Origin of the sequence: Streptomonospora halophila (assembly GCF_039542725.1) — a bacterium.
GTDB classification, from domain to species: domain Bacteria; phylum Actinomycetota; class Actinomycetes; order Streptosporangiales; family Streptosporangiaceae; genus Streptomonospora; species Streptomonospora halophila.
On the sequence record NZ_BAABIK010000005.1, the window covers coordinates 123,725 to 147,917 of the forward strand.

20 protein-coding genes are annotated in these 24,193 nt (G+C 73.8%); 7 read left to right on the forward strand and 13 right to left on the reverse strand.

The window, feature by feature from the left end; all coding sequences use genetic code 11:
• Window positions 1–36 precede the first annotated feature (36 nt).
• The 3 genes from ABEA15_RS06300 to deoC form a co-directional block, all read right to left on the reverse strand.
• On the reverse strand, window positions 37–975 hold the full coding sequence (locus ABEA15_RS06300; RefSeq protein ID WP_345555898.1) for an aldehyde dehydrogenase family protein: 939 nt from the start codon (window positions 973–975) through the stop codon (window positions 37–39).
• Between the two features lie 253 nt (window positions 976–1,228).
• Entirely contained in the window at window positions 1,229–2,686 is a 1,458-nt protein-coding gene (locus ABEA15_RS06305) for an aldehyde dehydrogenase family protein (RefSeq protein WP_344140710.1), read from the reverse strand.
• Between the two features lie 11 nt (window positions 2,687–2,697).
• The gene (gene deoC, locus ABEA15_RS06310; protein WP_345555837.1) at window positions 2,698–3,648 is read right to left on the reverse strand and encodes a deoxyribose-phosphate aldolase; all 951 of its coding nucleotides are present in this window, start codon (window positions 3,646–3,648) and stop codon (window positions 2,698–2,700) included.
• Between the two features lie 254 nt (window positions 3,649–3,902).
• Between deoC and ABEA15_RS06315 the strand changes: the two genes are divergently transcribed.
• From ABEA15_RS06315 to ABEA15_RS06325, 3 genes are all read left to right on the forward strand, one after another.
• Window positions 3,903–4,589 carry a hypothetical protein gene (locus ABEA15_RS06315; protein ID WP_344140714.1) on the forward strand — a complete coding sequence of 229 codons (687 nt, stop codon included), beginning with the start codon at window positions 3,903–3,905 and terminating at the stop codon, window positions 4,587–4,589.
• Window positions 4,590–4,826: 237 nt separating this feature from the next.
• Window positions 4,827–5,459 carry a TetR/AcrR family transcriptional regulator gene (locus tag ABEA15_RS06320; RefSeq protein WP_344140716.1) on the forward strand — a complete coding sequence of 211 codons (633 nt, stop codon included), beginning with the start codon at window positions 4,827–4,829 and terminating at the stop codon, window positions 5,457–5,459.
• A gap of 245 nt (window positions 5,460–5,704) precedes the next feature.
• On the forward strand, window positions 5,705–6,877 hold the full coding sequence (locus tag ABEA15_RS06325) for an acyltransferase family protein (protein WP_345555838.1): 1,173 nt from the start codon (window positions 5,705–5,707) through the stop codon (window positions 6,875–6,877).
• A gap of 81 nt (window positions 6,878–6,958) precedes the next feature.
• On the opposite strand, the gene ABEA15_RS06330 is transcribed toward ABEA15_RS06325, so the two are convergent.
• The gene (locus tag ABEA15_RS06330) at window positions 6,959–7,651 is read right to left on the reverse strand and encodes an HAD family hydrolase (RefSeq protein ID WP_344140721.1); all 693 of its coding nucleotides are present in this window, start codon (window positions 7,649–7,651) and stop codon (window positions 6,959–6,961) included.
• 185 nt (window positions 7,652–7,836) lie between these two features.
• Here ABEA15_RS06330 and ABEA15_RS06335 point away from each other — a divergent pair, with 185 nt between their 5' ends.
• The 3 genes from ABEA15_RS06335 to ulaA all read left to right on the forward strand — a co-directional run bounded on the left by ABEA15_RS06335 (window position 7,837) and on the right by ulaA (window position 10,303).
• Entirely contained in the window at window positions 7,837–8,310 is a 474-nt protein-coding gene (locus tag ABEA15_RS06335) for a PTS sugar transporter subunit IIA (protein ID WP_344140723.1), read from the forward strand.
• Window positions 8,307–8,582 (forward strand): PTS sugar transporter subunit IIB, encoded by a 276-nt coding sequence (locus tag ABEA15_RS06340; RefSeq protein WP_344140725.1) that lies wholly within the window; start codon window positions 8,307–8,309, stop codon window positions 8,580–8,582. Before ABEA15_RS06335 ends, ABEA15_RS06340 begins: the two co-directional genes overlap by 4 nt.
• Before the next feature lie 137 nt (window positions 8,583–8,719).
• Window positions 8,720–10,303: a PTS ascorbate transporter subunit IIC gene (ulaA, locus tag ABEA15_RS06345; protein ID WP_345555839.1), complete on the forward strand. Its 1,584-nt coding sequence runs from the start codon at window positions 8,720–8,722 to the stop codon at window positions 10,301–10,303.
• Between the two features lie 92 nt (window positions 10,304–10,395).
• Here ulaA and yjfF read toward each other — a convergent pair whose 3' ends face one another.
• The 5 genes from yjfF to ABEA15_RS06370 all read right to left on the reverse strand — a co-directional run bounded on the left by yjfF (window position 10,396) and on the right by ABEA15_RS06370 (window position 17,525).
• Entirely contained in the window at window positions 10,396–11,412 is a 1,017-nt protein-coding gene (yjfF, locus tag ABEA15_RS06350) for a galactofuranose ABC transporter, permease protein YjfF (protein ID WP_345555840.1), read from the reverse strand.
• On the reverse strand, window positions 11,409–12,524 hold the full coding sequence (locus ABEA15_RS06355) for an ABC transporter permease (RefSeq protein ID WP_344140731.1): 1,116 nt from the start codon (window positions 12,522–12,524) through the stop codon (window positions 11,409–11,411). The genes yjfF and ABEA15_RS06355 overlap by 4 nt, the downstream gene beginning before the upstream one ends.
• Window positions 12,521–14,050: a sugar ABC transporter ATP-binding protein gene (locus tag ABEA15_RS06360; RefSeq protein ID WP_345555841.1), complete on the reverse strand. Its 1,530-nt coding sequence runs from the start codon at window positions 14,048–14,050 to the stop codon at window positions 12,521–12,523. Before ABEA15_RS06360 ends, ABEA15_RS06355 begins: the two co-directional genes overlap by 4 nt.
• A gap of 30 nt (window positions 14,051–14,080) precedes the next feature.
• Window positions 14,081–15,055, reverse strand: a complete 975-nt coding sequence (locus ABEA15_RS06365) for an ABC transporter substrate-binding protein (RefSeq protein ID WP_344140733.1) — start codon at window positions 15,053–15,055, stop codon at window positions 14,081–14,083.
• 313 nt (window positions 15,056–15,368) lie between these two features.
• A complete protein-coding gene (locus tag ABEA15_RS06370; protein WP_345555842.1) occupies window positions 15,369–17,525 on the reverse strand; it encodes an SMI1/KNR4 family protein in 2,157 nt (718 codons plus the stop codon).
• A gap of 202 nt (window positions 17,526–17,727) precedes the next feature.
• Between ABEA15_RS06370 and ABEA15_RS06375 the strand changes: the two genes are divergently transcribed.
• Window positions 17,728–18,498, forward strand: a complete 771-nt coding sequence (locus tag ABEA15_RS06375) for an enoyl-CoA hydratase-related protein (RefSeq protein ID WP_344140735.1) — start codon at window positions 17,728–17,730, stop codon at window positions 18,496–18,498.
• A gap of 37 nt (window positions 18,499–18,535) precedes the next feature.
• Here the strand turns inward: ABEA15_RS06375 and ABEA15_RS06380 are convergent, their stop codons facing one another.
• From ABEA15_RS06380 to ABEA15_RS06395, 4 genes are all read right to left on the reverse strand, one after another.
• The gene (locus ABEA15_RS06380) at window positions 18,536–19,807 is read right to left on the reverse strand and encodes a heparan-alpha-glucosaminide N-acetyltransferase domain-containing protein (RefSeq protein WP_345555843.1); all 1,272 of its coding nucleotides are present in this window, start codon (window positions 19,805–19,807) and stop codon (window positions 18,536–18,538) included.
• A gap of 111 nt (window positions 19,808–19,918) precedes the next feature.
• Window positions 19,919–21,871, reverse strand: coding sequence for an acetoacetate--CoA ligase (locus ABEA15_RS06385; RefSeq protein WP_345555899.1), 1,953 nt, complete (start codon window positions 21,869–21,871; stop codon window positions 19,919–19,921).
• 85 nt (window positions 21,872–21,956) lie between these two features.
• Window positions 21,957–22,673: an ATP-dependent dethiobiotin synthetase BioD gene (bioD, locus tag ABEA15_RS06390; RefSeq protein WP_345555900.1), complete on the reverse strand. Its 717-nt coding sequence runs from the start codon at window positions 22,671–22,673 to the stop codon at window positions 21,957–21,959.
• Window positions 22,673–24,049 carry an adenosylmethionine--8-amino-7-oxononanoate transaminase gene (locus tag ABEA15_RS06395; protein WP_345555844.1) on the reverse strand — a complete coding sequence of 459 codons (1,377 nt, stop codon included), beginning with the start codon at window positions 24,047–24,049 and terminating at the stop codon, window positions 22,673–22,675. The genes bioD and ABEA15_RS06395 overlap by 1 nt, the downstream gene beginning before the upstream one ends.
• Between the last annotated feature and the right edge of the window lie 144 nt (window positions 24,050–24,193).

Here is a 24,193-nt window from a genome sequence, read left to right on the forward strand (position 1 = left end):
GCCGACAGGCGGCCGGACCGATCCGGGCGGGCGTGTCTACATCCCGACCGGGTGCCAGACGGTCTTGGTCTCAAGGAACGGAGTCATCCGCGATATCCCCGGGTCGGCGAGCCAGTCCTCGCGGCCGCCGGGGCGGATGACGCGCTTGAGCGTCTGGGCGGCGCTGCGTTCGAGGTCGGCGGCGGACTCGGGGGCGGCTCCGGTGAGGTCGAGGCCGTTCACGTCGGCGTGGGAGGCCAGGTGCGGCGCCAGATCGCCGGTCCTTCCGGTGAGGATGTTGACGACTCCGCCGGGCAGGTCGGAGGTGGCCAGCGCCTCGGCGAGGGTGACAGCGGGCAGCGGAGCGCGCTCGCTGGCGACGACCACGGCGGTGTTGCCGGTGGCGATTACCGGCGCCACCACCGACACCAGGCCCAGCAGCGGCCCCGCGGGCGGTGCGAGGACCGCCACCACTCCGGCGGGTTCGGGCTGGGAGAGGTTGAAGTAGGGCCCGGAGACGGGATTGGCGGCGCCGAGGACCTGGGAGACCTTGTCGGACCAGCCGGCGTAGTACACCCACCGGTCGACGGCGGCCGAGACGAGTTCGTCGGCCCGGGCGGGCCCGATGCCGTCGGCCTCGTCGATCTCCGCGGCGAACTGGGCGCGGCGGCCCTCCATCATCTCGGCGACCCGGTAGAGGATCTGGCCGCGGTTGTAGGCGGTGCGCCCGGACCAGCCGGGGAACGCGGAGCGCGCGGCGACCACGGCGTCGCGGGCGTCCTTGCGGGACGCGAGGGCGGCGTTGGCGAGGTGGGCGCCGCCTGATGCGGTCACGGGATAGCACCTGCCTGACTCGGAACGGGGGAAGGCCCCGCCCACGTAGAGCTTGTAGGTCTTGCGCACCGCAACCCGCCCCGCGGCCGGGGCGTCGGGCGGAACAGCGCCACCCGCACCGGTGCCGGCACCGGCCCGAGCCGGGCCGTCCGGCCCACCCATGTGCTCGGGCTCACCCGTGCGCTCGGAGTCACCGGAACCGAACGCCTCCACGGACTCGCCCCGCTCCACAGGCTCGCCCCGTTCCGCGAGGTCGGCAGGCTCAGCAGGCTCGGCGAGTTCGGCGCGCTCGGGGTGCACCTCGGGTCGCCCGGACCGCGGCGCCGCCGCGGAGGGCGCGCTGACGCGCGGCCCCTCAGCGGCGTCCACTGCGCGGCCGTCCGCACCGGGCGCGGCGCGCGGGGGCTCGGGGTGCTCAGGCGGCGTGGACAAGGTATGCCTCCAGTCCGTGGCGGCCGCCCTCGCGGCCGTAGCCGGATTCCTTGTATCCGCCGAAAGGGCTGGCCGGGTCGAACTTGTTGAACGTGTTGGACCAGATGACGCCCGCGCGCAGCCGCTCGGCGGTCCACAGCATGCGCGAGCCCTTCTCGGTCCACACCCCCGCCGAGAGTCCGTAGGGGGTGTTGTTGGCCTTGGCCACGGCCTCCTCGGGGGTTCGGAAGGTCAGAACCGACAGCACCGGCCCGAAGATCTCCTCGCGGGCGATGCGGTGGGCCTGGGTGACGCCGGTGAACACGGTGGGCGCGAACCAGTAGCCCTTCTCGGGCAGCGGGCACCGGGGCGACCAGCTCTCGGCGCCTTCCTCGGCGCCGGCGCGGGCGAGCTCGCGGATGCGTTCGAGCTGCTCGGCGGAGTTGATCGCGCCGATGTCGGTGTTCTTGTCCAGGGGGTCGCCCAGCCGCAGCCGCTCGATGCGGGCGCGCAGGCGCGACAGCAGCTCCTCGGCCGCCGACTCCTGCACCAGCAGCCGCGAGCCGGCGCAGCACACGTGCCCCTGGTTGAAGAAGATGCCGGAGACGATGCCCTCGACCGCCTGGTCCAGGGCCGCGTCGTCGTAGACGATGTTGGCGCCCTTGCCGCCGAGCTCCAGGGTGAGGCGCTTGCCGGTGCCGGCGACGGCGCCCGCGATCTCGCGGCCGACCGCGGTGGAGCCGGTGAAGGCCACCTTGTCGGCGCCGGGGTGGTTCACCAGGGCCCTGCCGGTCCCGCCGGCGCCCGTGACGATGTTGACGACCCCGGGCGGAAGCTCGGCCTCCTGGCAGATCTCGGCGAAGGCGAGCGCGGTCAGCGGCGTGGTCTCGGCGGGCTTGAGCACGACGGTGTTGCCCGTGGCCAGCGCGGGCGCGATCTTCCAGGCGAGCATCAGCAGCGGGAAGTTCCACGGGATGACCTGGGCGGCCACGCCGACCGGGCGCGGCGCGGGCCCCATGCCCGCGTAGCCGAGCTTGTCGGCCCACCCGGCGTGGTAGAAGAAGTGCGCGGCGACCAGCGGGAGGTCGACGTCGCGGGTCTCCTTGATCGGCTTGCCGTTGTCGAGGGTCTCCAGGACGGCCAGCTCGCGGGACCGCTCCTGGAGGATCCGCGCGATGCGGAACAGGTACTTGCCGCGCTCGGCGGCGGGCATGGCGCCCCAGGCGCCCTCGAAGGCGCGGCGGGCGGCGGCGACGGCGCGGTCGACGTCGGCCTCGCCGGCGACGGCGACGTCCGCCAGGTGCTCCTCGTCGGCGGGGTTGAGCGTGGCCATGCTCTGCCCGGACTCGGCCGGCGCGAACGCGCCGTCGACGAACAGCTCGTAGCCCGAGCGCAGCCGCACCGCGGCCCGGGATTCGGGCGCCGGCGCGTACTCGAAGATCCGGTCGGCCTTGTCTTCCACTGCTCGGCCTCTCAGTCCAGGGTGTAGTAGTCGGGGCCGGAATAGGTGCCCGTGGACAGCCGGGTGCGCTGCATCAGCAGGTCGTTGAGCAGACTGGAGGCGCCGAGCCGGAAGTGGTCGGCGTCGAGCCAGCCGTCGCCGGCGACCTCGTTCACCAGGACCAGGTACTTCAGCGCGTCCTTGGTCGTGCGGATGCCGCCGGCGGGCTTGACGCCGACGCGGCGCCCGGTGGCGGCGAAGTGGTCGCGTACCGCCTCCAGCATGATCAGGGTGACGGGCAGCGTGGCGGAGGGCGCGACCTTGCCGGTGGAGGTCTTGATGAAGTCGGCGCCGGCGTGGATGGCCAGCCAGGACGCGCGGCGGACGTTGTCGTAGGTGGCGAGCTCGCCGGTCTCGAGGATCACCTTCAGGTGGGCGCCCCCGCAGGCCTCCTTGATCGCGGTGATCTCGTCGTGGACGGTGCGGTAGTCGCCGGCGAGGAACGCGCCGCGGTCGATCACCATGTCGATCTCGGCGGCGCCGTCGGCGACGGCGCGGCGGGTGTCGGCGAGCTTGGCCTCCAGCGGCGCGCGCCCCGACGGGAAGGCGGTGGCCACCGACGCGACCTTGACCCCGGAGCCGGCCAGCGCCTCGGCGGCCGTGGCGACGAGGTCGGAGTAGACGCACACCGCGGCCGCCGGCGGCACGGTGGGGTCGGCGGGGTCGGGGCGCATCGCCTTGGCCGAGAGCGCGCGGACCTTGCCGGCGGTGTCGGCGCCCTCCAGCGTGGTCAGGTCGATCATGCCGATGGCGAGGTCGATCGCCCGAGCCTTGGCGGCGGTCTTGATGGAGCGCGTGGAGAGGTCGGCGGCGCGCGCTCGGGCGCCGACCTCGTCGACTCCGGGCAGCCCGTGCAGCAGCGCCCGCAGCGACGTGTTCGACGCCGCCTGGTCGGGTGGAAGGACGGTCTCGGGCACGGGCACCTCACGCGGGTCGCGGGTCGGGGACGCCCGGTCGGCTGCTTGTGGCACCGGCGGGCAACGCCCCCATAGTGCCACGTCACCATCGCGCGGGGGCGACGGGCAAGCCCGCTTGTGGACGGCGGCGCCGGGGACGCCGCCTTCGGCGGTGGGGCATGATGGAGTGCGGCACCCGTCCTGCGGTGGAGGAGTCCCCGCAGGGTTCATCGTCAGGCGAGCGGCCGCGCGGTGCGGCGGCACGGAGGGAGGCGGCGGGAGTGGCCGAGTTCCGCATCAGCTCCGACACCGGCGACCTGGATCTGCGGCGGCTCGCAGCCGATCTCGTGGAGTCGCAGGGCTGGGCCCGCGACCAGGTGAGCATCTGGCAGAACCGCGGCGGCGGCGACGTGGTGGTGACCGTCGACCCGGCGCTGCTGGAGAGGCGGGCCCCCGATCCGCTCGCGGCCTCCGTGCACACCCGCAGCGACGTGCATCGGGCGTGCGAGACGCTGCGGCGCAGCGACCCCTCGCTGCGCGGCGTCGACTTCGCCGAGCTGCGCGAGGAGGCGGCCCGGTTCTTCGCGGCCGGCTGGACGCTGGGCGACCTCCTGCACGCCCTGGGCCACCGCTACGACGGCGCGCAGTGGCCGCAGGGCGAGGGCTACGAGGGCGTCGAGTGGCTGCAGCACCGGCTGCGCAACTGGAAGTCGGAGACGGGTGACATCCGCCCGTCGGTCTCCCAGGAGGGCGCCCAGATGCGCATCGTCGGCCGGATCGGGCTGCCCGACGACCTGGGGGCGCCCGCCGAAGGCCCCGGCGCGCCCCGGCGCGCGGCCTCGCCCGAGACGGCGCGCGCGGCCGCCGACGACGCCCGCCGCCTGATGCGCGCCCAGTCGCGCACGACCAGCGACTCCCTGGAGCACCGCGACCGCACCGCCGCCCACATCACCCGCCGCAGGCACTGACGCGCGCGGCGGCGGCCCGCCTCCGCACTGCGTGGGGCGCACACCGGCGCGCCAGGCCGCCGACACCCCCACCGGCCCCGACCGCCCTCGCCCCGAACCCGCCCGACCCCCGCGACCGTGCGACCGCCCTCGCCCCGAACCCGCCCGACCCCCGCGACCCTGCGACCGCACATCCGCGCGACGCGTGGCGCGGGGTAGCGCGGGCGCCCGTGCGGCCCGCTGATACTTTCGCTGTCCATGGGGTCAGGTACTCGCCCGAGCGGCCGGCGCAAGCGCACCTTCATCGAGGAGGCCCGGCGCGCGCAGATCGTCTCCGCGGCCATCGACACCGTCGCCGAGGAGGGCTACGCCAACGCCTCGCTGGCCCGCATCGCACAGCACGCCGGTATCAGCAAGGGCGTCATCTCCTACCACTTCTCCGGCAAGGACGAGCTGATGGAGCAGGTCGTCGAGCAGGTCTACTCGACGATCGCGGACTTCGTGCTGCCGCGCGTGGCCGAGGCGCCCGACGAGCGCGCCGCCGTGCGGACCCACATCCTGGCCGTGGCCGACTACATGCGCGGAAACCGCGAGCAGCTGATGGCCCTGTCCGGCATCTTCGACGGCATGCCGGCCCCCGCGGGCTCCCCGGGCTACCGCATGAAGGTGAGCGAGCCGGTCTACCGGGCGATCGAGGAGCGCCTGCGCGCGGGGCAGGACCGGGGCGTGCTCCGCGACTTCGACGTGCGCGTCGTGGCGGTGTCCCTCCAGGCCTCGATCGACGGCATGTTCGCGTACTGGGTGGCCCATCCGGACCACGACCTGCACGCCCACGCCGCCGAACTCGCCGATCTCATCGACCGCTCTGTGCGCCCCGACTCCCCCGCCTGAGGCCCGCGCCGGTCCGCACCGGGCTGCACCCGTCCGCGGGCGCGCCGGCGCTGCGCCGCCGCGGCACGCCGCCCCTGACCCGACTCGGGGTCGACTCAGGGGGCGCTCGGGGACAACCCCCATTTCGTTCCTGTCCGTTTAACCAGAAAACTGGCCGAGTGGACAAAAAACAGTCCGACCGAACAGAATTTCAACCAGCGAACGAACCTCCGCCGCAGCACGGACCGCCTCCGGATCAAACACCCATGGCATCGGACCGGCCCCTCGTCGCCCCGCCGCACGGCGGCGCCGCCTCCCCTACCCGACCGCGGCTGCACTACCTCGACCACCTGCGCGCCGCGCTGACGGTGCTGGTGGTGCTGCACCACGCCGCCCTGGCCTACAGCAACATCCCGGCCTGGTACTACATCGACCCCGGCGACGACTCCAGCAGCGTGCTGCTCGACGCCTTCCTCGCGCTCAACCAGACCTTCTTCATGGGGTTCTTCTTCCTGATCTCCGGGTTCTTCACGCCCGGCTCCCACGACCGCAAGGGCGCCCGCGGCTTCCTGCACGGCAGGCTGGTGCGGCTGGGCCTGCCGCTGCTGATCTACCTGGTGCTCCTGCGCCCCGTGGTCTACCTCGGGATCTACCTGAACGAGACCGACCCGGCGCCCTACTGGCGCTTCTACCTGGCGACGTGGGAGCCCGGCCCCATGTGGTTCGTCGAGACACTGCTGGTCTTCGCCCTGGTATACGCGCTGGTCAGGCGGATCCGGCCGAAGCGCCGGACCGCGGCCCCGACCGCGGAGGCGATCCGCCCGGCCGGGCCGGCTCCCATGCCCGGTCCGGCGGCCGTCGCCGGCTTCGTGGCCGTCCTGGTGGCGGCCACCTACCTGTGGCGCATCGTGGTGCCCGGCGACGCCGCCTGGCCGGTCGTCGGGCTGCCCACCCCCGGCTTCATGCCGCAGTACGTCCTGCTGTTCGCCGCGGGGGTGCTGGCCTTCCGCAAGGGCTGGCTCAACGCCGTCCCGCGCTGGGCGGGCCGGGGCGGAGCGGGCGCCGCCCTGCTCATGGCGCCGGTCTACCTGCTCCTGGCGAGCACGGTGTACGAGGAGGCACTCCTGCCCGGCAGCTGGCAGTCGCTGGCGGTGGCCGCCGCGGAGAACATCCTCGCCGTGGGCGCCGTGCTGGCGCTGCTGGCCCTGTTCCAGCGGCTGTTCAACCGGCGCTCGGCCGTCGGGGCGTTCCTCTCCGACCAGGCCTATGCGGTCTACTTCCTGCACCCTGTCGTGCTGATCGGTCTGAACTACGCCCTGTCCTGGTGGGAAGCGCCATCGGTCGCCGAGTTCGCCGTCGTGGCCGCGCTCGGACTACCGCTGTGCTGGGGCGCGGCCTACCTGCTGCGCTCGCTCCCGCGCGCCGATCGCGTGTTCTAGCCGCTCTCGTCCGGATACGCCGCGGCGGACGGGAACGGGGCGGGCGCGCCGGTCGACGCGGCGACCGGCGCGCCCGCCCCCTCAGAAGAACTCCACCAGCCGCTCGATGGGGGCGACCTCGCGGAAGCGCTCGTGCTCCTCGGGCGGTTCGGCGTGCTCCAGGACCCAGGTGGCCGGGTGGGGCACCAGGACCGCGCCCATGCCCGCCTCCAGCGCGGGCAGCACGTCCGAGCGCACCGAGTTGCCGATCATCCAGGTGTGCTCGGGGTCGAGGCTGTGGGTGCGCCCGAACTCGCGGTAGGCGTCGGGGTCCTTCTCCGGCACGATCCCCAGGCCGGCGAACAGCGCGGCCACACCCGAGACGTCGATCTTGCGCTGCTGCTCCTCGGGGTGGCCCTTGGTCAGCAGGTAAAGGGTGTGCCGCTCCCGCAGCGCGTGCAGGGTCTCCAGCACGCCTTCCAGCAGGACGGTCTCGCCTTCGACGACGCGCCTGCACAGCCGGTGCAGGTAGGCGCGGTCGGCGTCGCCCACACCGGCGCGGGGCCGCAGCCGGGCCAGGCAGTCGCCCAGGCTGCGCTCGAAGACGCGGGCGCCGTAGCCGTAGGCGGCGCTGTTCTCGCGCTCGATCTCGGTCAGCGCCGCGCGCACCTCGGCGCGCGGCAGTTCCGGGCGGCCGACGTAGTCGATGAACTCCTCGATCGCCCGCTCGAAGAGGACGTTGCACTCCCAGAGCGTGTCGTCGGCGTCGAAGATCAGGTTCATCGGACGCGGCATGCGGCCTCCCTCCCCGCGTGGACGTCTTCGCCACAGGGGAGGCTACCGGCACCCGCGCCGACCCGCAGCGGGGAATCCGCGTACCCCGGTTTCGGCTGATCATCCCCGCGCGTGAATGCGCGGCCCTTTGCCGGGGCATATCCCGACAGCGCACACGGGCAGCCGGGTCCACCACGGGAGGCACCATGCAGGAACCGTCCCTCTCGCACCTGCTGCCGGTCGAGGCGATCGCCACCGGCACCGAGGCCGAGGACTGGCGGGCCGCGATCCGGGCGGCCGGCGAGCTCCTGGTCACCACAGGCGCAACCACCGCCGCCTACATCGACGAGATGCAGACGGCAGTGGACCAGTACGGGCCCTACATCGTGATCGCCCCCGGACTCGCCCTGGCCCACTCCCGGCCCTCCCCCGCCGTGCTGCGCACCGGGCTCTCCTGGGTCGGACTGAAGACGCCGGTGGAGTTCGGGCACAGCACGAACGACCCGGTCCGTCTGGTGATCGGGCTCGCCGCGGTCGACCACGACGGCCACTCCTCGGCGCTGTCGCGGCTGGCGCGGCTGCTGGCCGACCCCGACCGGCTGGAGCGGCTGAGCGGCGCGACCGACGCCGAGCTGATCCACGGCACCATCAGCGAGTACGAATCGAGCGAAGAGACATGAAGATCCTGGCTGTCTGCGGCATGGGAATCGGCACGAGCATCCTGCTCAAGAGCAACGCGGAGAAGGCCGCGAAGGACCTGGGGCTGGACGCCGACGTCGAGGTGGCCGACATCGGCACGGCCCGCGGCGCCGCCAGTACCGCCGACGTGGTGCTGACCTCCGGTGAGCTCGCGGCCGAGCTGGGGGACATGGGCGTGCCCGTGGTCGTCGTGGACAACTTCGTCGACGGCGACGAGGTCCGCAACAAGCTCGGCACCGCGCTCGGGCTCTAGCCGCACCGGGCCGCGCCCGCGGCCTCGCCCCGCCCGCCACGGCACGCCGCCGCCCACCCCCGCGGCCACGCGGCGGGGCTCCGCGAGCCCCGGCCGCCGCACTCGCCGAATGATTCCCCGATCCCAGGAGCGCCCCAATGGAGTGGATCGTCGCCGTCGCGCAGTTCGTCGTCAACGAGGTCCTCAGCGTCCCGGCCTACATGGTCGGCCTGATCACCGCGGTCGGCCTGATCGCCCTGCGCAGGTCGGTCGGCCAGATCGTGGGCGGAGGGCTCAAAGCGGTCCTGGGCTTCCTGCTGATCGGCGCGGGGGCCGGGATCGTCGTCGCCGCGCTGGACCCGCTGGGCCAGATGATCCAGGGGGCCGCCGGCGCCCAGGGGGTGGTCCCGACCAACGAGGCGATCGTGGCCATCGCCCAGGACCGGTTCGGCGCCCAGGTCGCCTGGATCATGATCGCGGGGTTCGCGCTGAGCCTGGTGCTGGCGCGCTTCACCCCGCTGCGCTACGTGTTCCTGACCGGCCACCACATCCTGTTCATGGCCACGCTGCTGACCATGGTGCTGGCGACCACGGACCTGCCCACCTGGCTGGCCGTGCTGTTGGGCGCGGTCCTGCTGGCGGCGGTGATGGTGTCGCTGCCCGCTCTCGCCCAGCCCTGGACGCGCCGGGTCGGCGGCGACGGCAAGATCGCCATCGGGCACTTCGGCACGCTGGGCTATGTGGCCTCGGGCGCCACCGGCCAGCTGGTCGGGCGCACCAGCCGCAGCACCGAGGACCTGAAGCTGCCCGAAGGGCTGCGGTTCCTGCGGGACTCGATGGTGGCCACCGCGCTGTCGATGGTGCTCATCTACTTCGTGGTGGCGCTGGTGTACTGGGCGCGCCAGGGCACCGCCGCCGCGCTGGAGATGTTCCCGCCCGCAGAGGGCATCGACCCCACCATCGGGCACTTCCTCATGCAGGCGGTCATGCAGGGCCTGCAGTTCGGCATCGGCGTCGCGGTGATCCTCTACGGCGTGCGCACCATCCTGGGCGAGCTGGTGCCGGCCTTCCAGGGCATCGCCGACCGCGTGGTGCCGGGCGCGGTGCCGGCGCTGGACGCGCCCATCGTCTTCCCGTTCGCGCAGAACGCCGTGCTGGTCGGGTTCCTCTCCAGCTTCGTCGGCGGCCTGGTGACGCTGGCGGTGATGGCGTCGGTGATCAACCCGGCCTTCGGCCTGGCGCTGATCCTGCCCGGCCTCGTGCCGCACTTCTTCACCGGCGGCGCCGCGGGCGTCTACGGCAACGCGACCGGTGGACGGCGCGGCGCTGTGGCGGGCGCGTTCGTCAACGGTGTGCTGATCACGCTGCTGCCGGCGTTCCTGCTGGGCGTACTGGGCGACTTCGGCGACGCCAACACCACCTTCGGCGACGCCGACTTCGGCTGGTTCGGCATCGTGATCGGCTACGCCTTCCGCGCCGGCGACGCGGGCGGCGTGGTAGTGGCGCTGCTGGTCGCGGCGGTCCTGCTCGCGGGCGCGGTCTGGGTGCAGAAGCGCGCCGTCGACCGGGGCTGGGACCCCGGTGCCCGGCACGAGGCGGCGCTGGCCGAGCGCGCACAGGCCGAGGAGGCAGAGAAGGCCAGGGCCGCCGAGGCGGCCGACGCGTCCCGCGAGGACGGCGGGTCCGGAAGCGGGCCCGGGTCCTCGGGCGAGGGTTCGGCACCGCCGGACCAGCGGGGCTGACCGCCGCTGCGGGGCCGAAGGCGGGGCACCGCTGAGACGCCGCCGAACGGCCCGGCCGGTCGGGCCGGCGGCGTCAGGCCCCGCCTACCGCGTCATTTCGCTGCGCGTGGAGCCAGCGCGCGCTGGAGGAGGATGAACGCGAACAGCAGCGCTCCGGCGACGATGCGGGTCCACCAGGAGCTGAGCGTGCCCTCGAAGACCAGGATCGTCTGGATAGTGCCCAGGGTCAGCACGCCGATCACGCTGCCCAGCACATAGCCGAACCCGCCGGTGAGCAGAGTCCCCCCGATCACCACCGCGGCGATCGCGTCCAGCTCCATGCCCAGGCCGTGCAGGCTGTTGCCGGAGGCGATGTAGAGGGTGTACAGCACCCCGCCCAGCGCCGCGCAGAACCCGCTGATCGTGTAGACCCCGACCTTCACCCGGCCCACCGCCAGGCCCATGAGCATCGCCGAGGACTCGCTCCCGCCCACCGCGTAGACGCTGCGGCCGAACCGGGAGCGGTGCAGCACGTAGGCCGCCGCCCCCGCGGCCGCCAGCGCGACGACCGCGCCGACGCTGAGGGAGGTCCCGCCCGGGAGCGGCACCCGCGTCTGGGCGAGCGTGGAGAAGAGCGGGTCGGTGATCGGGATCGACTCGGTGCTGATGAGGTAGCACAGGCCGCGCGCGAAGAACATGCCGCCGAGCGTGGCGATGAAGGGCTGCACCCCGTAGAAGTGGATGATGCAGCCCTGGGCGAGGCCGATGGCGGCCCCGGCCAGCAGCGCGACCGGTATCACCAGCAGCGGGGGCCACCCCTCGCGCAGCAGCCAGGCGCAGAGCATCGCCGACAGCGCCAGCACCGACCCGGTCGACAGGTCGATGCCGCCCGCCAGAATCACGAACGTCACCCCCACCGCCAGCACCACCAGGAAGGAGTTGTTCACCAGGAGGTTGAGCGCGACCTGCGGTTCCAGGAACCCGGTGTAGCGCACGGACCCGGCGGCGAACAGCAGCACGAGCACGGTGGCGGCCATGGCCACGGGGATGAACCGGCGCCGGCCCTCCAGCAGCTCGCGGGTGCGGTGGACCGCCCGGGACAGCTCGGGGAGGGTGGAAGGCGTTGTCATCGCTGCACCTCCGGTGCGCCCGGGCTTCCGGCGTTCGTCGCCGCGGTCGTCACGTCGTCCTCCTCGGTCGGCGCCGGGCCGGGACCGGTCCGCGCCCGGATCGGCGGTCCCCCGCGCCGGAACGGCGCCGCGACCTGCGCGCGGAACCGCGGCGACTGCAGCAGGCACACCAGGAACACCACGATCGCCTTGAACACCAGCGCGCTCTCCGGCGGCACGCCCATGGTGTAGACGGTGGTGGACAGCGTCTGCACGATGAGCGCGCCCAGCACCGTCCCCGCGATCGAGAAGCGCCCTCCGGTGAGCAGGGTCCCCCCGATGACGACGGCGAGGATGGCGTCCAGCTCGATCCACAGCCCGGCGTTGTTGCCGTCGGCGCTGCCGGTGTTGGCGCTGATGATGACCCCGGCGAGTCCGGCGCACAGCCCGCAGAAGGTGTAGGCCGCCACGGAAAGTCCGGTCGCGCGGATCCCGGCCAAGCGCCCGGCCTCTGCGTTGCCGCCGACCGCCTCGATGAGCAGGCCGAGGGCGGTGCGGCGCACCAGCAGCCACATCAGCAGGACCGTGGTCGCCGCCACGATCACGGTGAACGGCACGGCGGCCAGGCTGCCCGCCGCGATCTCGCGGTAGGGCTCGCTGCGCACCGTGGTGATCTGGCCGCCGGTGATCAGCTGGGCGAGCCCGCGGCCGGCGACCATGAGGATGAGCGTGGCCACGATCGGCTGGATCCGCAGCACCGAGACGAGGAACCCGTTCCACAGCCCCAGCAGCGCCGACGCACCCAAGGCGACGGCGACCGCCGCGGCCGCCGTCGCCGCCGATCCCTGACCGCCGCCGGCGGCGGCGATCGTCTCGCAGGCGAGGGCACCGGACACGGCCACCACGGCGCCCACCGACAGGTCGATGCCGCGCAGCGCTATCACCAGCGTCATGCCCAGGGAGATCAGCAGCAGCGGCGTCCCGAAGTGCAGGATGTCGACGAGGCTGCCGTACAGCCGCCCGCCCTTGACGCTGATCTCGAAGAACCCGGGGGTGGCGGCCAGGTTGGCGACCAGCAGCCCCGCGAGCACCAGCAGCGGCCACACCAGCCGCCGGGTCTGCGCCGACCTCACTGCGCACCCCCTTCCGCGATCTCGGCGAGCACGCGGTCCACGGCCAGCCCGCCGTCGCCGTTGTCCAGCGCGTTGACCACCCGCCGGTCCCGCAGCACCACCACCCGGTGGCTCAGCCGCAGCACCTCCTCCAGCTCGGAGGAGACGAACAGCACCGCGGTGCCCTCCTGCGCCTGGGCCGCCACCAGGCGCTGCACCTCGGCCTTCGCCCCGACGTCGATCCCGCGGGTGGGCTCGTCGAGAATGAGCAGCCGGGGCCGCATGATCAGCCACCGGCCCAGCAGCACCTTCTGCTGATTGCCGCCGCTGAGGGCGCCCACCGGGGTGTCGGGAGCCGCGGGCCGGATGCGCAGTGCCGAGATGTAGCGCTCGACCAGTTCGGCCCGCGTCCTCGCGGGCAGCGGCAGCATCCAGCCGCGGGCGGCCTGCATGGCCAGCAGCAGGTTGTCGGCGACGGACAGCTCGGCCACCAGCCCTTCGGCCTTGCGGTCCTCCGAGCAGTAGGCCAGGCCTTCGGCGATGGCCGACCGGGGCGTGCGCAGCGGCACCGGACGGCCGTCCACCTCCACGTTCCCGGTGTCGGGGCGGTCGGCGCCGAACAGCAGCCGCACGGCCTCGGTCCGCCCGGAGCCCAGCAGCCCGGCCAGACCGACGATCTCGCCGGGCGCCACGTCCAGGTCGTAGGGGGCGATGCCGCCCGAGCGGCCCAGGCCGCGCGCCCGCAGCAGCGGCGTGGTCCCGGGGGGCGGACCGCCGCTGCGGGCGCGCTCCTCCAACCGGTCCAGCTCACCGGCCTGTTCGCCGAGCATGTGGCCGATCAGCTCGCGCCGGCCCAGCTCGGCGGTGGCGAACTCCCCCACCAGCCGTCCGTTGCGCAGCACCGTCATGCGCCGGCACAGCTCGTAGACCTGATCGAGGAAGTGGGTGACGAACAGGACCGCCACACCGCGCGAGCGCAGCCGCTCGACCAGGTCGAACAGGATGCGGACCTCGTCGCGGTCCAGGCTGGAGGTCGGCTCGTCGAGCACGAGCACCCGGGCTTGGAGGTCGACCGCCCTGAGGATGGAGACGAGCTGCTGGACCGCGATGGGGTACTCACCCAGGGCCCGGGTGACGTCGAGATCCAGCTCCATTCCGGCGGCCAGGTCGGCGGCCCGCCGGTTCATGCGCCGCGCCGAGATCCCGAACCGCCCGCGCGGCTCGCGGCCCAGCAGGATGTTCTCCGCGACCGACAGGTTCGGGCACAGGTTCACCTCCTGGTAGACGGTGGCGATCCCGTGGCGTTCGGCGTCCAGCGGGCCGGCGATGCCCGCGGGCCCGCCCCCGATGCGGACGCTGCCCGCATCGGGGCGGTGAACGCCGGTCAGCACCTTGATCAGGGTGGACTTCCCGGCCCCGTTCTCCCCCAGCAGCGCGTGCACCTCGCCGGGGAGGAGCCGCAGGCCGGCGCCGTCCAGGGCCCGGACGCCGGGGAAGTCCTTCACGATCCCGCTCATCTGCACGGCGGGCTCGGCCGTGGTGTCCACGGCCCCTCCTTCGCGTCGGCGGCGGACGGATCAGTACTTGCGGTTCGGCAGCTCTTCCTCGGCCTGGTCCTGGGTGAAGACGCCTTCCTCCACCTCGACGCGCGGCTCGACCTCCTCGCCGGCGTGCACCTTCTCGACGAGGTTCATCAGCTGGGGTCCGATCAGCGGGTTGCACTCCACGACGACGTTGATCCTGCCGTCGGCCATCGCCTGGAAGGCGTCCTTGATGCCGTCCACGGAGATGATCTTGATGTCCTCGCCGGGTTCGAGCCCGGCCGCCTCGATGGACTCGATGGCACCCAGCGCCATGTCGTCGTTGTGGGCGTAGAGGACGTCGATGTCGTCGTGGGAGCTGAGGAAGGCCTGCATGACCTCCTGGCCTCCCGAGCGGGTGAAGTCGCCGTCCTGGGAGGCGACGATCTCGAACCTGTCGTCCTCGCCGATGATCTCGGCGAAGCCCTCCTTGCGGTCGATGGCGGGTGCCGAGCCGGTGGTGCCCTGCAGTTCGACGATGTCGACGTCCTCGTCGGAGTCCGCGTACTCCTCGACCAGCCACCGGCCGGCCTTGCGGCCCTCCTCTACGAAGTCGGAGCCGAGGAAAGTCTCGTAGACCTCCTTCTGGTCGGTGTCGACCGCGCGGTCGGTCAGCACGACGGGGATGCCCGCGGTCTTCGCCTCCGCGAGGACGGTGTCCCAGCCCGACTCGACCACGGGCGAGAAGGCGATCACGTCGACGCCCTGCTGGATGAAGCTGCGGATCGCCTGGATCTGGTTCTCCTGCTGCTGCTGGGCGTCGGAGAACTTCAGCTCGATGCCCGCCTCCTCGGCTGCCTTCTTGATGGACTCGGTGTTGGCGGTACGCCAGCCGCTTTCGGCTCCCACCTGCGAGAAGCCCAGGACGATGGTGTCGTCGCCGCCCTGGCCGCCGCCTCCGCCGCCTCCGCACGCGGTCGCTGCCGCGGCGAGTGCGATGGCGGCCGCGGCCGTCGAGAGTGCCTTGTTCATCGGGGGACTCCTTCTGCGCCGTCGCCAGCCGGAGCTGATTGTTAGCGCTAACAAATGGGGGGATGCGAGTGCCCGGATACACCGGGGCCTCAGGAGTGGGGGTGCGATAGGTCGGTACTACCGGTCTATGACGTGGATCACAACTGTTAGCGCTAACAGGTGGGAAGTCAAGACCGGTTTACCGCTCTGAGACATTGCTGGCCGGTACCGGACGCGGGGCGCGATCCCCTGCGCCGCGGGCGGTCCGCGGCGCAGGGGCGGGGGCGGGGGCGGAGCGCCGACTGCACGATCCGCCCGCCCGGCCGGCGCGGTTTCACCGGCCGGGAGCCGAGTAGCCGCCGCGCGGGGTGCACACCGCCTCACGAGCCCTGCGCGGGGTGACGAGCCCGCGCAGGGCGGGGTCCGTCAGCAGGACGACCGGGGCGATCCGGTTCTCAGTGACCGGGTACCACTCGGGCAGCGCCCGCCGGATGGCGGACCAGGCCTCGTCGTGGGCGCCGTCGGCCGCCAGCGCGCGGGCCGATTCCAGCGCCCGTTCGAAGGCCGGGGACTCCGGCGTGCGCCGAGCGCTGATCCAGGCGTCCGTGTCGAGTCCCGCCGCTTCGGACTCGTCGGGCAGCAGGCCGGGCGGCAGGTCGCCGCCCAGGCTGCGCACCGCCGCGGAGAGGGGAGCCGCGGACGCGGAGCCCGCCCGCCCGGCCGCGGCCAGGAAGAGCGGGACGGCCTCGGTGCCCAGTTGCTCCGCGCCGACCGCCTCGACCACGTGCGCATGGCACAGCGTGTTGCGCAGTGTGTGGTGCGCGAAGCGGAACTCCCCCAGGAACGCAGAAAGGACGGCCTTCAGATAGGCGGCGGCGCCCGAGCCCTTGGTCTCGGCACTCTCGAAGGCCTTCAGCGCGTCGTCGACGTCGCCGCGCAGCGCCGCCCGCCGGCCCTCGGCCAGCAGTTCGTCGGCGCCGTCGGGACGCACCGGGAGGCCGTCGCTGCCCTTCAGCTTCTCGAACGCCGCGCGTTCGGCGGCGACGAGATCGGCGAAGGAGCGGTGGCGCTCCCCCAGCCCCGGGTACCAGCTGGCCCAGATGTAGGCCGCCCATTCGCCGTCCGGCCCGACGTCGCCCGCGTCCAGCAGCCAGTACTGGGCGTCGCCCTCGCCGGAGACGCGCAGCACGGGCCCCTGGAGCCCGGAGGGTTCCGGCTCGTCGTCGGCGCCGGAGAAGAGGCCGAAGTCGTCGTCGTCCGCCCAGTCGACGGCGTCGGTGGACAGCAGTTCGTACATGAACGCGCTGACGTCCCTCCACCCGTCCGATGCGGCGAGGAAGGACCGGTAGCTGGGCGGAAGGCGGGTGCCCAGCCGCTCCTCCAGGTCGGCGATCCGCTCCTCTGGTGCGCCTTCGTACCCGAGCCATCCGGCGGCCCGCTGCTCATCGGTGACGCCGCTCAGCTCGTCCTCCTCCTCGACCCGCAGCATGTCGGCGCTGTACTCGGCCAGATAGGCCCGCCAGCGCTGGGCGGTGATCAGCGGCTGCTCGCCCGCCGGGCCGGTCCCGACTCCGACGGCGGTGCCCTCGTAGGTCCGCGGAGCCGCGCCCGGCTCCTGGCGGTAGCCGGAGAAGGACTCGTATTCGGGGGACGCGGCATGCAGGCGCACCCGGTTGAGCTGGGTGGCGGGATCGCCGCGGTTGCCCCGGATCTCCAGCAGCAGGTACCGGAAGGCGGCGCCGACCGCGGAGCCGGTGACGTCGAATCCGCGCTCCTGTTGCCGGTCGGGGAAGAACTCATCGGAGCGGGTGTCCAGGACGGTCCACGTGCGGGCGTCCAACGACCCCTTGAGCGCCCAGGCGCGCGGGTCGCGTCCGGGGCAGTCGTCGGCCGATCCCAGCACGTAGTGGTGCACGGCGACCGGCTCGGCCATGGTGAACAGCACCCAGGCGCCGCAGCTCTTGAAGGCCAGCCATTTTGCGGCCGTGTCGTCCAGCAGGTTCTCGCCGACCTCCCCGGCGGCCGAGTGCTCGCCGCTGACGGCGACGCCGCGGATCCGGCCGGTGAGGTCGCCGCCCACCTCGGCCGCGCTGCGCAGGACCACGGCGCCGCCGCCCCCGTCCGCGTCGGTCCAGCCCACCCGCGCCGCCGGGGCGCCGCCGTCCTCGACGAGCAGGCGCAGCTCGCCTTCCTCGCCGCCGGCCTGCCGGAAGCGGTGGGGGGTCCGGGCGGGGGGCTGCTCGGACCGGCGGCCGCGCAGCGCGAAGGCGGTGCCGTCGCCTTCGGTGCGCAGGCCGGAGAAGCCGGTCGCGCCGGGGTCGAAGCCGATGTCGGTCTCGGCCCCGTCCCGGTCGCGCCAGTGGAGCCGGGACAGCGGCGCGCTTGCCCCCGTATCGAGCAGCACCGCGATCCGGCGGTGCCCCTCCCACATCCGGGATCCGAGCCGCCTCCGCTCGGTGGTGAACGCGAGAACCTCGGCGTCGTCGTCCATGCCGTCCTTCCTGAAGGTGTCCGGGAGTCGGGTCCCGGCCGCTGCCAACGCGCAGTCCGCCGGGCGGCGAAGACGCTACCGCCGGGGTACGCCGTTTCTCCGTCCCGGCGCGGTGCGGCCGAACCCCCCGATTCCGGCGCCGGGCGCGGATCCGGCCGCGCCCCGCCTGGGCTGCGGCGCCGTCGGAGCGTAGCGTCGGGGTATGAGCGATGATCCAGTCCTCGTCGAGCGCGACGGCGCCGTGGCCACCATCACCATGAACCGGCCCGACCGCCGCAACGCGCTGTCCCTCGACCACATGCGCCGGCTGACCGAGGCGTTCGAGGAGGTCGGCGCCTCCGACGCGACCGGTGTGATCCTGGCGGGCAGCGGCCCCGTCTTCAGCGCGGGCCACGACTTCGCCGACGTGGCCGAGGCCGACCTCGACGGCGCTCGGGACCTGCTCAACACCTGCCTGCGGCTGATGCAGACGGTGCAGTCGGTGCCGCAGGTGGTCCTGGCGCGGGTGCACGGCCTGGCCACCGCCGCCGGATGCCAGCTGGTCGCCGACTGCGACCTCGCCGTGGCCGGCCAGAACGCCGGATTCGCCGCTCCGGGCGGCAAGGGCGGCTGGTTCTGCCACACGCCGATGGTGGCGATCTCGCGCAGCATCGGCCGCAAGCGCGCGATGGAGATGGCGCTGACCGGTGATGCGATCGACGCCGCCACCGCCGCCGAATGGGGCCTGGTCAACCAGGCGGTACCCGACTCCGAGCTCGACACCGCGGCCCGCGGGCTGCTGGAGCGCGCCACCCGCGGCGCGCCGCGCAGCACCGCACTGGGCAAGCAGACCCTCTACGCCCAGTTCGACCGGCCCGAGCGCGACGCCTACACCCAGGCCGTGGAGGTCATGGCCGCGAGCAGCCAGACGCCCGAAGCCCGCGAGGGCATCGCCGCGTTCTTGGAGAAGCGCCCGCCGCGCTGGCCCGAGTGAGGACGCAGAACCGGGTGCGCCCTGCCGGGACCCGGGCTCAGGGCGGCGGCCGGCCCGTACCGCCCTCCACCGGCGGCGCGGCGGCGGTGACCAGCTCGGCGACCGCGTCACCCGCCGAGCCCAGGGCGCGCTCCAGCGGACCGCGCCCCAGCAGCATGCGCCACAGGGTGGCCGCGAGGAGGGCCCCGATCACGAAGGCCTCCAGCCGGAACGGCGCGTCGTCCTGGAAGGAGTACCCCAGCGCCGCGATCACCAGGATGTGGCCCGTGTAGATGGTCAGCGCCATGGACCCGGCCGCGGCCAGCGGGTACAGAGGCGCGGCCGCGACGTCCGCGGCGACCATGCAGGCGACCAGCACCAGCAGGGCGGTGCCCACGGCGCCTGCGATCTCGAAGCCGGTGCCGCTGTGCGGCGTGGCGACCACGAGGTACCACAGCGAGTCGGTGGGCACCTGGCCGTGGAGGTCGCCGAGCTCGGCGGCGACGTCGCTGCGCATCGGCGCACGCAGCAGGGGGTCGGTGGCCGACAGGTCGACGGCGCCGCCCAGCCTGGCCTGCACCAGGCGGTCGATGCCGCCCAGCGGATACAGCAGCAGCCAGGAGCCGCCGTAGCCGAGCAGCGCAAGCCCGGCCCCGCCCGCGGCCAGGGCGGCGCGGACGCGCGGCGCCGCGAGGTCCAGCCGGCCCGCGGCCATACCCGCGACGACGAAGGCCATGAAGGTGGCGGCCGGGTAGTAGCCGGTCAGCAGGAAGTCGGTGATGCCCCCGATCGAGCTGACGCGCAGCGGAGGCTCGGCCATCCGGTCGCGGACCAGGTAGGACAGCACCGGCCCCAGCACCGCGACCGCCCCCGCGATGCACCCCAGCGCCGGGGCGCGCAGGCGCAGCAGCGGCAGTGCGAGCAGGAAGAACCCGCCGTAGTAGGTGAGGATGACCGCGATCGGCGCGCCGGTGAGGTCGAGCAGCACCCCGAGCAGGGCGAGCACCAGGGCGCGCACCAGGATGCGGGCGCGCGCCCGCTGCAGGGCCGTGCCGTCGACGGGGCGGGTGCGCCCGGTCATCAGCGCCAGCGAGACCCCGGCGAGGAAGGCGAACAGCGCGGAGGAGCGGCCCCGGGTGAGCTGGTGGAGCGCCTCGGCGGCGGACTCGCCGAAGGCGTCGCCGCCGAAGACGCCGATGGAGCCGACGCCGAGGTGGACGGTGAACATGCCGAACACCGCGAGCGCGCGGGCGACGTCGATGCCGACGATCCGCCCGCCCCGGGCGTCGCGGGCGCCTTCGGCCCCGCGTTGGGGAATCTGCTGCGACACGCGCCCAGACTAGGCCGTCTTCGGTGGGTTCGTCCCCGCACGTCCGCCCGACCGGTCGTTCCCGGGCCGCGCGCGGCCCGGAGCCGGGCCCGGGTCGCGCGCCCCCGCTGCTCAGGCGCCGCCGCGGCCGTCGCCGGCCAGCCGGGTGAAGTGGTCCAGGGCCTGCGGGTTGGCGAGCGAGTCGCGGCTGGCGACCTTTTCGGCGCTCTCGCCCATCAGGATGCGCTTGACCGGGACCTCCAGCAGCTTGCCGGAAAGGGTGCGCGGCACCTCGCCGACGGCGCGCACCGCGTCGGGGACGTGGCGGGGCGAGCAGTCCTCGCGGATGCGCCGCGCCAGGCGCGCGGTGAGGTCGTCGTCGAGGGCGGCGCCCTCGCGCACGACCACGAACAGCTCGATGCGCGAACCGCCGTCCTTCTGGGGCACGTCGACCACGAGCGCGTCGGTGACCTCCTCCAGCGCCAGCACCGCGCGGTAGATCTCGCTGGTGCCCATGCGGATCCCGCCGCGGTTGATGGTGGAGTCGGAGCGGCCGTAGATGATCGCCGTTCCGCGCTCGGTGATCTCGATCCAGTCGCCGTGGCGCCAGACGCCCGGGTACACCGAGAAGTAGCTCTCGCGCAGCCGCTCGCCACCGGGGTCGTTCCAGAATCGGACCGGCATGGACGGCGCCGGCTGTGTCACGACCAGCTCGCCGACCTCGCCGATCAGCTCGTTGCCGTCGGGGTCCCAGGCGGCGACGGCCATGCCCAGCGACCGGGCCTGGATCTCGCCCTCGTAGACCGGCAGAACGGGGACGCCCCCGACCAGGCAGCTGCAGATGTCGGTGCCGCCGCTGGTGGAGAACAGCCACAGGTCGCGGCCGAGCTCGCGGTAGCACCAGTCGAACCCTTCGGGGCTCAGCGGGGAGCCGGTCGAGCCGACGGCGTGCAGCCGGGACAGGTCGCGCCCTTCGGCGGGGCGGACGCCCTCCTTCATGCAGGAGGTCAGGAAGCCCGCGCTGGTGCCGAACACCGTGACCTCCGCGCGGTCGGCCAGGTCCCACAGCGCACCCAGGTCGGGGTGTCCGGGGCTGCCGTCGTAGAGGACGATGGAGGCGTCGGTCAGCAGGACGCTGACCAGGAAGTTCCACATCATCCAGCCGGTGGTGGTGTACCAGAACACGCGGTCGCCGGCCTGGGCGTCCAGGTGCAGGTTGAGGTTCTTCAGCTGCTCCAGCAGGATGCCGCCGTGGCCGTGCACGATGGCCTTGGGCAGGCCGGTGGTGCCTGAGGAGTACAGCACCCACAGCGGGTGGTCGAAGGGGACCTCCGCGAAGGCGAGCCCGGCGCCGGCGCCGGCCGACTCCAGCTCCTCCCAGGACAGCGCCCCCTCGACGGGGACGTCGCGCAGGTAGTTCAGCACCACGGTGTGCTCGACGGTGGGCAGCCGCTCGCGCAGTTCGGCGAGCACGCCCGTGCGGTCGAAGTCCTTGCCGCCGTAGCGGTAGCCGTCGACGGCCAGCAGCACCTTCGGCTCGATCTGTGCGAAGCGGTCGACGACGCTGCGCACCCCGAAGTCGGGCGAGCAGGAGGACCACACGGCGCCGATGGAGGCACAGGCGTAGAAGGCGGCGACGGTCTCGGCGATGTTGGGCAGATAGCCCACGACGCGGTCGCCGGGCCGAACGCCCAGGTGGCGCAGTCCCTGGGCGATGGCGGCGGTGCGGGCGCGCAGCTCGCCCCAGGTCCACTCCCCCAGCATGCGCAGCTCGGAGGCGTGCCGGATGGCCACGGCGTCGTCGTCGCGGCGGGCGAAGATGTGGCGCGCGTAGTTCAGCCGCGCGCCGGGGAACCAGTCGGCGCCGGGCATGGAGGTGTCGGCGAGGACCTGCTCGTAGGGGCTCTCGGCGCTGACGCCGTAGTACTCCCAGACGGCCGACCAGAAGCCGTCGAGGTCGGTGACCGACCACCGCCACAGCGCGTCGTAGTCGGCCGCCTCGACGCCGCGGTGCTCGCGCACCCACCGGGTGAAGGGGGTGAGGTTCGCGCGCTCGATCCGGTTCTCGTCCGGCTTCCACAGCATGGGCGGCGCTGTCGGCATGTCCGGCTTCCTCCTTCGTGCGGTACGCCGGTGCGCGGGTCCGGCCGGCGGGTGTGACGCCCATCATCTAACAACAGACGCCGCAGGTGACACGCGGGCGGGGTGGTGGGGGCGCCCCACACCGTCCGCCCAGGCGGGGTGTGAGCGAGGCGGCCGCGGTGTCGGCGAACGCGCGGGGGCACAGCCGCGCGGCCCCTTCGGGCAGTGCGCCCAGCAGCGGCAGGCCGGAGGTCTCCGGCAGGTCGGCCAGGTTGCAGCGGGCGGCGAGGCCGGGCCGGGCGGGCCAGCTGCCGATTACCGTGCCGACGCACGCCAGGCCGCGGGCGGCGAGCGCCTCGGCGGCCGCGGCGGTGTCGTTGAGGGTGCCCAGCCCCGCGCGGGTCACCAGCAGCACCGGTGCGTCCAGCTCGGCGGCGAGGTCGGCGAGGGTGTCGCCGTTCTCGTGCAGCCGCACCAGCGGCCCGCCCGCGCCCTCGACGAGCACCAGGGGGTTCTCGCGGGCGAGCGCCCGTGCGGCGTGTGCCGCCTCGGCGGCGCGCCCGCCGACGCGGCGGGCGCGGCGGGCGGCGGTGGCGGGGGCCAGCGGGTCGGGGTAGCGGGCCAGCTCGCACACCGCGGTACCGGGGGCCAGGCGCGCCACCTCGTCGGCGTCGCCCGCCTCGCCGGGTACCGCGCCGGTCTGGGCGGGCTTGAGTGCCGCGGCCCGGCCCGGGTGCAGCGCGGCGACGGCCGCCGTGACGGCGGTCTTGCCCACCCCCGTTCCGGTGCCGGCGACGACGAGGATCACCGCCGCCGCACCGCGGTGCAGGCCCGGGCGGCGGCGAGCACGCCCTCGGCGATGCGTGCGGTGTCCTCGGGGCCGCAGACGTAGGGCGGCATGGTGTAGATCATGTCGCGGAAGGGCCGCAGCCACACCCCGGCGCCGAGCGCCGCGGCCGTGGCGGCGCGGACGTCGACGGGGCGGTCGAGCTGGACGACGCCGATGGCGCCGAGCACGCGCACGTCGGCGACGCCGGGCAGGCTTCGCGCGGGCGCGAGTCCGGCCTCCAGCTCGCGGGCGATGCGCGCGACGCGGGCGCGCCAGTCGCCGCCGCGGAGCAGCCCGATCGAGGCCGCGGCGACCGCGCAGGCCAGCGGGTTGGCCATGAAGGTGGGTCCGTGCGCCAGGACCGGCACCTCGCCGCGGCCGATGCCCTGGGCCACCTCCGTTGTGCACAGGGTGGCCGCCAGGGTGAGGTATCCGCCGGTCAGCGCCTTGCCCAGGCACATCACGTCGGGAGCGACACCGGCGTGATCGGCGGCGAACAGCTCGCCGGTGCGGCCGAACCCGGTGGCGATCTCGTCGAAGACCAGCAGCACGCCGTGGCGCTCGGTGATGCGGCGCAGCTCGGCGAGGTAGCCGGGGCTGTGGAAGCGCATGCCGCCGGCCCCTTGGACGACCGGCTCGACGATGACGGCGGCCAGTTCCTCGGCGTGTTCGGCGACCAGCGCTTCGAGGCGGGCGGTGTAGGCGGGGTCGGGCTCGGCGGCGAACCCGGGCGGCGGCTGCTCGGCGAAGACCTGGCGGGGCAGCACGTCGCCCCACAGCGCGTGCATGCCGCCGTCGGGGTCGCACACCGACATGGCGTGGAAGGTGTCGCCGTGGTAGCCGCCGCGCCAGGTGAGTACGCGCCGCTTGGCGGGCCGGCCCGCCGAGCGCCAGTACTGCAGGCACATCTTCAGCGCCACCTCCACCGACACGGATCCGGAGTCGGCCAGGAAGACGTGCCGGAGCGGCTCGGGGGTCGTCTCGACCAGGGCGGCGGCGAGCCGCGCCGCGGGTTCGTGGGTGAGCCCGCCGAACATGACGTGGCTGAAGGAGCCGGCCTGGGCGCGCAGCGCCTCGTCGAGGACGGGGTGGGCGTAGCCGTGGATCGCCGACCACCACGACGACATGCCGTCCACCACGTCGTGCTCGGCGCCGCTGTCCGGGTCGGCCAGGCGCAGCCGCGCCCCCGACCCGCCCAGGACGACGCGGGGCGCGTCGCCGGGGCCGATCGCGGAGTAGGGGTGCCACAGGTGCTCGCGGTCGACCCGCCCGATCCAGTCGAGTCCGGCGAAGGCCGCGGCGGTCGCGGACGGGGGCGGGGGCGCGGCGGGCGCTGGGACGGCGTCGGTCATACCGGGCCATGCTGCCGATCGGGACCGGCCGCGGGAATGGCGGTCCGCCCAGATTCCGGCGGCGGTTCCTTGTGGGTTTCCGCAGGTGCCGCGGCCGGACGCGCGTGTGACATTGGGCGGGGCCCGGCACGGGCCCGGCAGCCG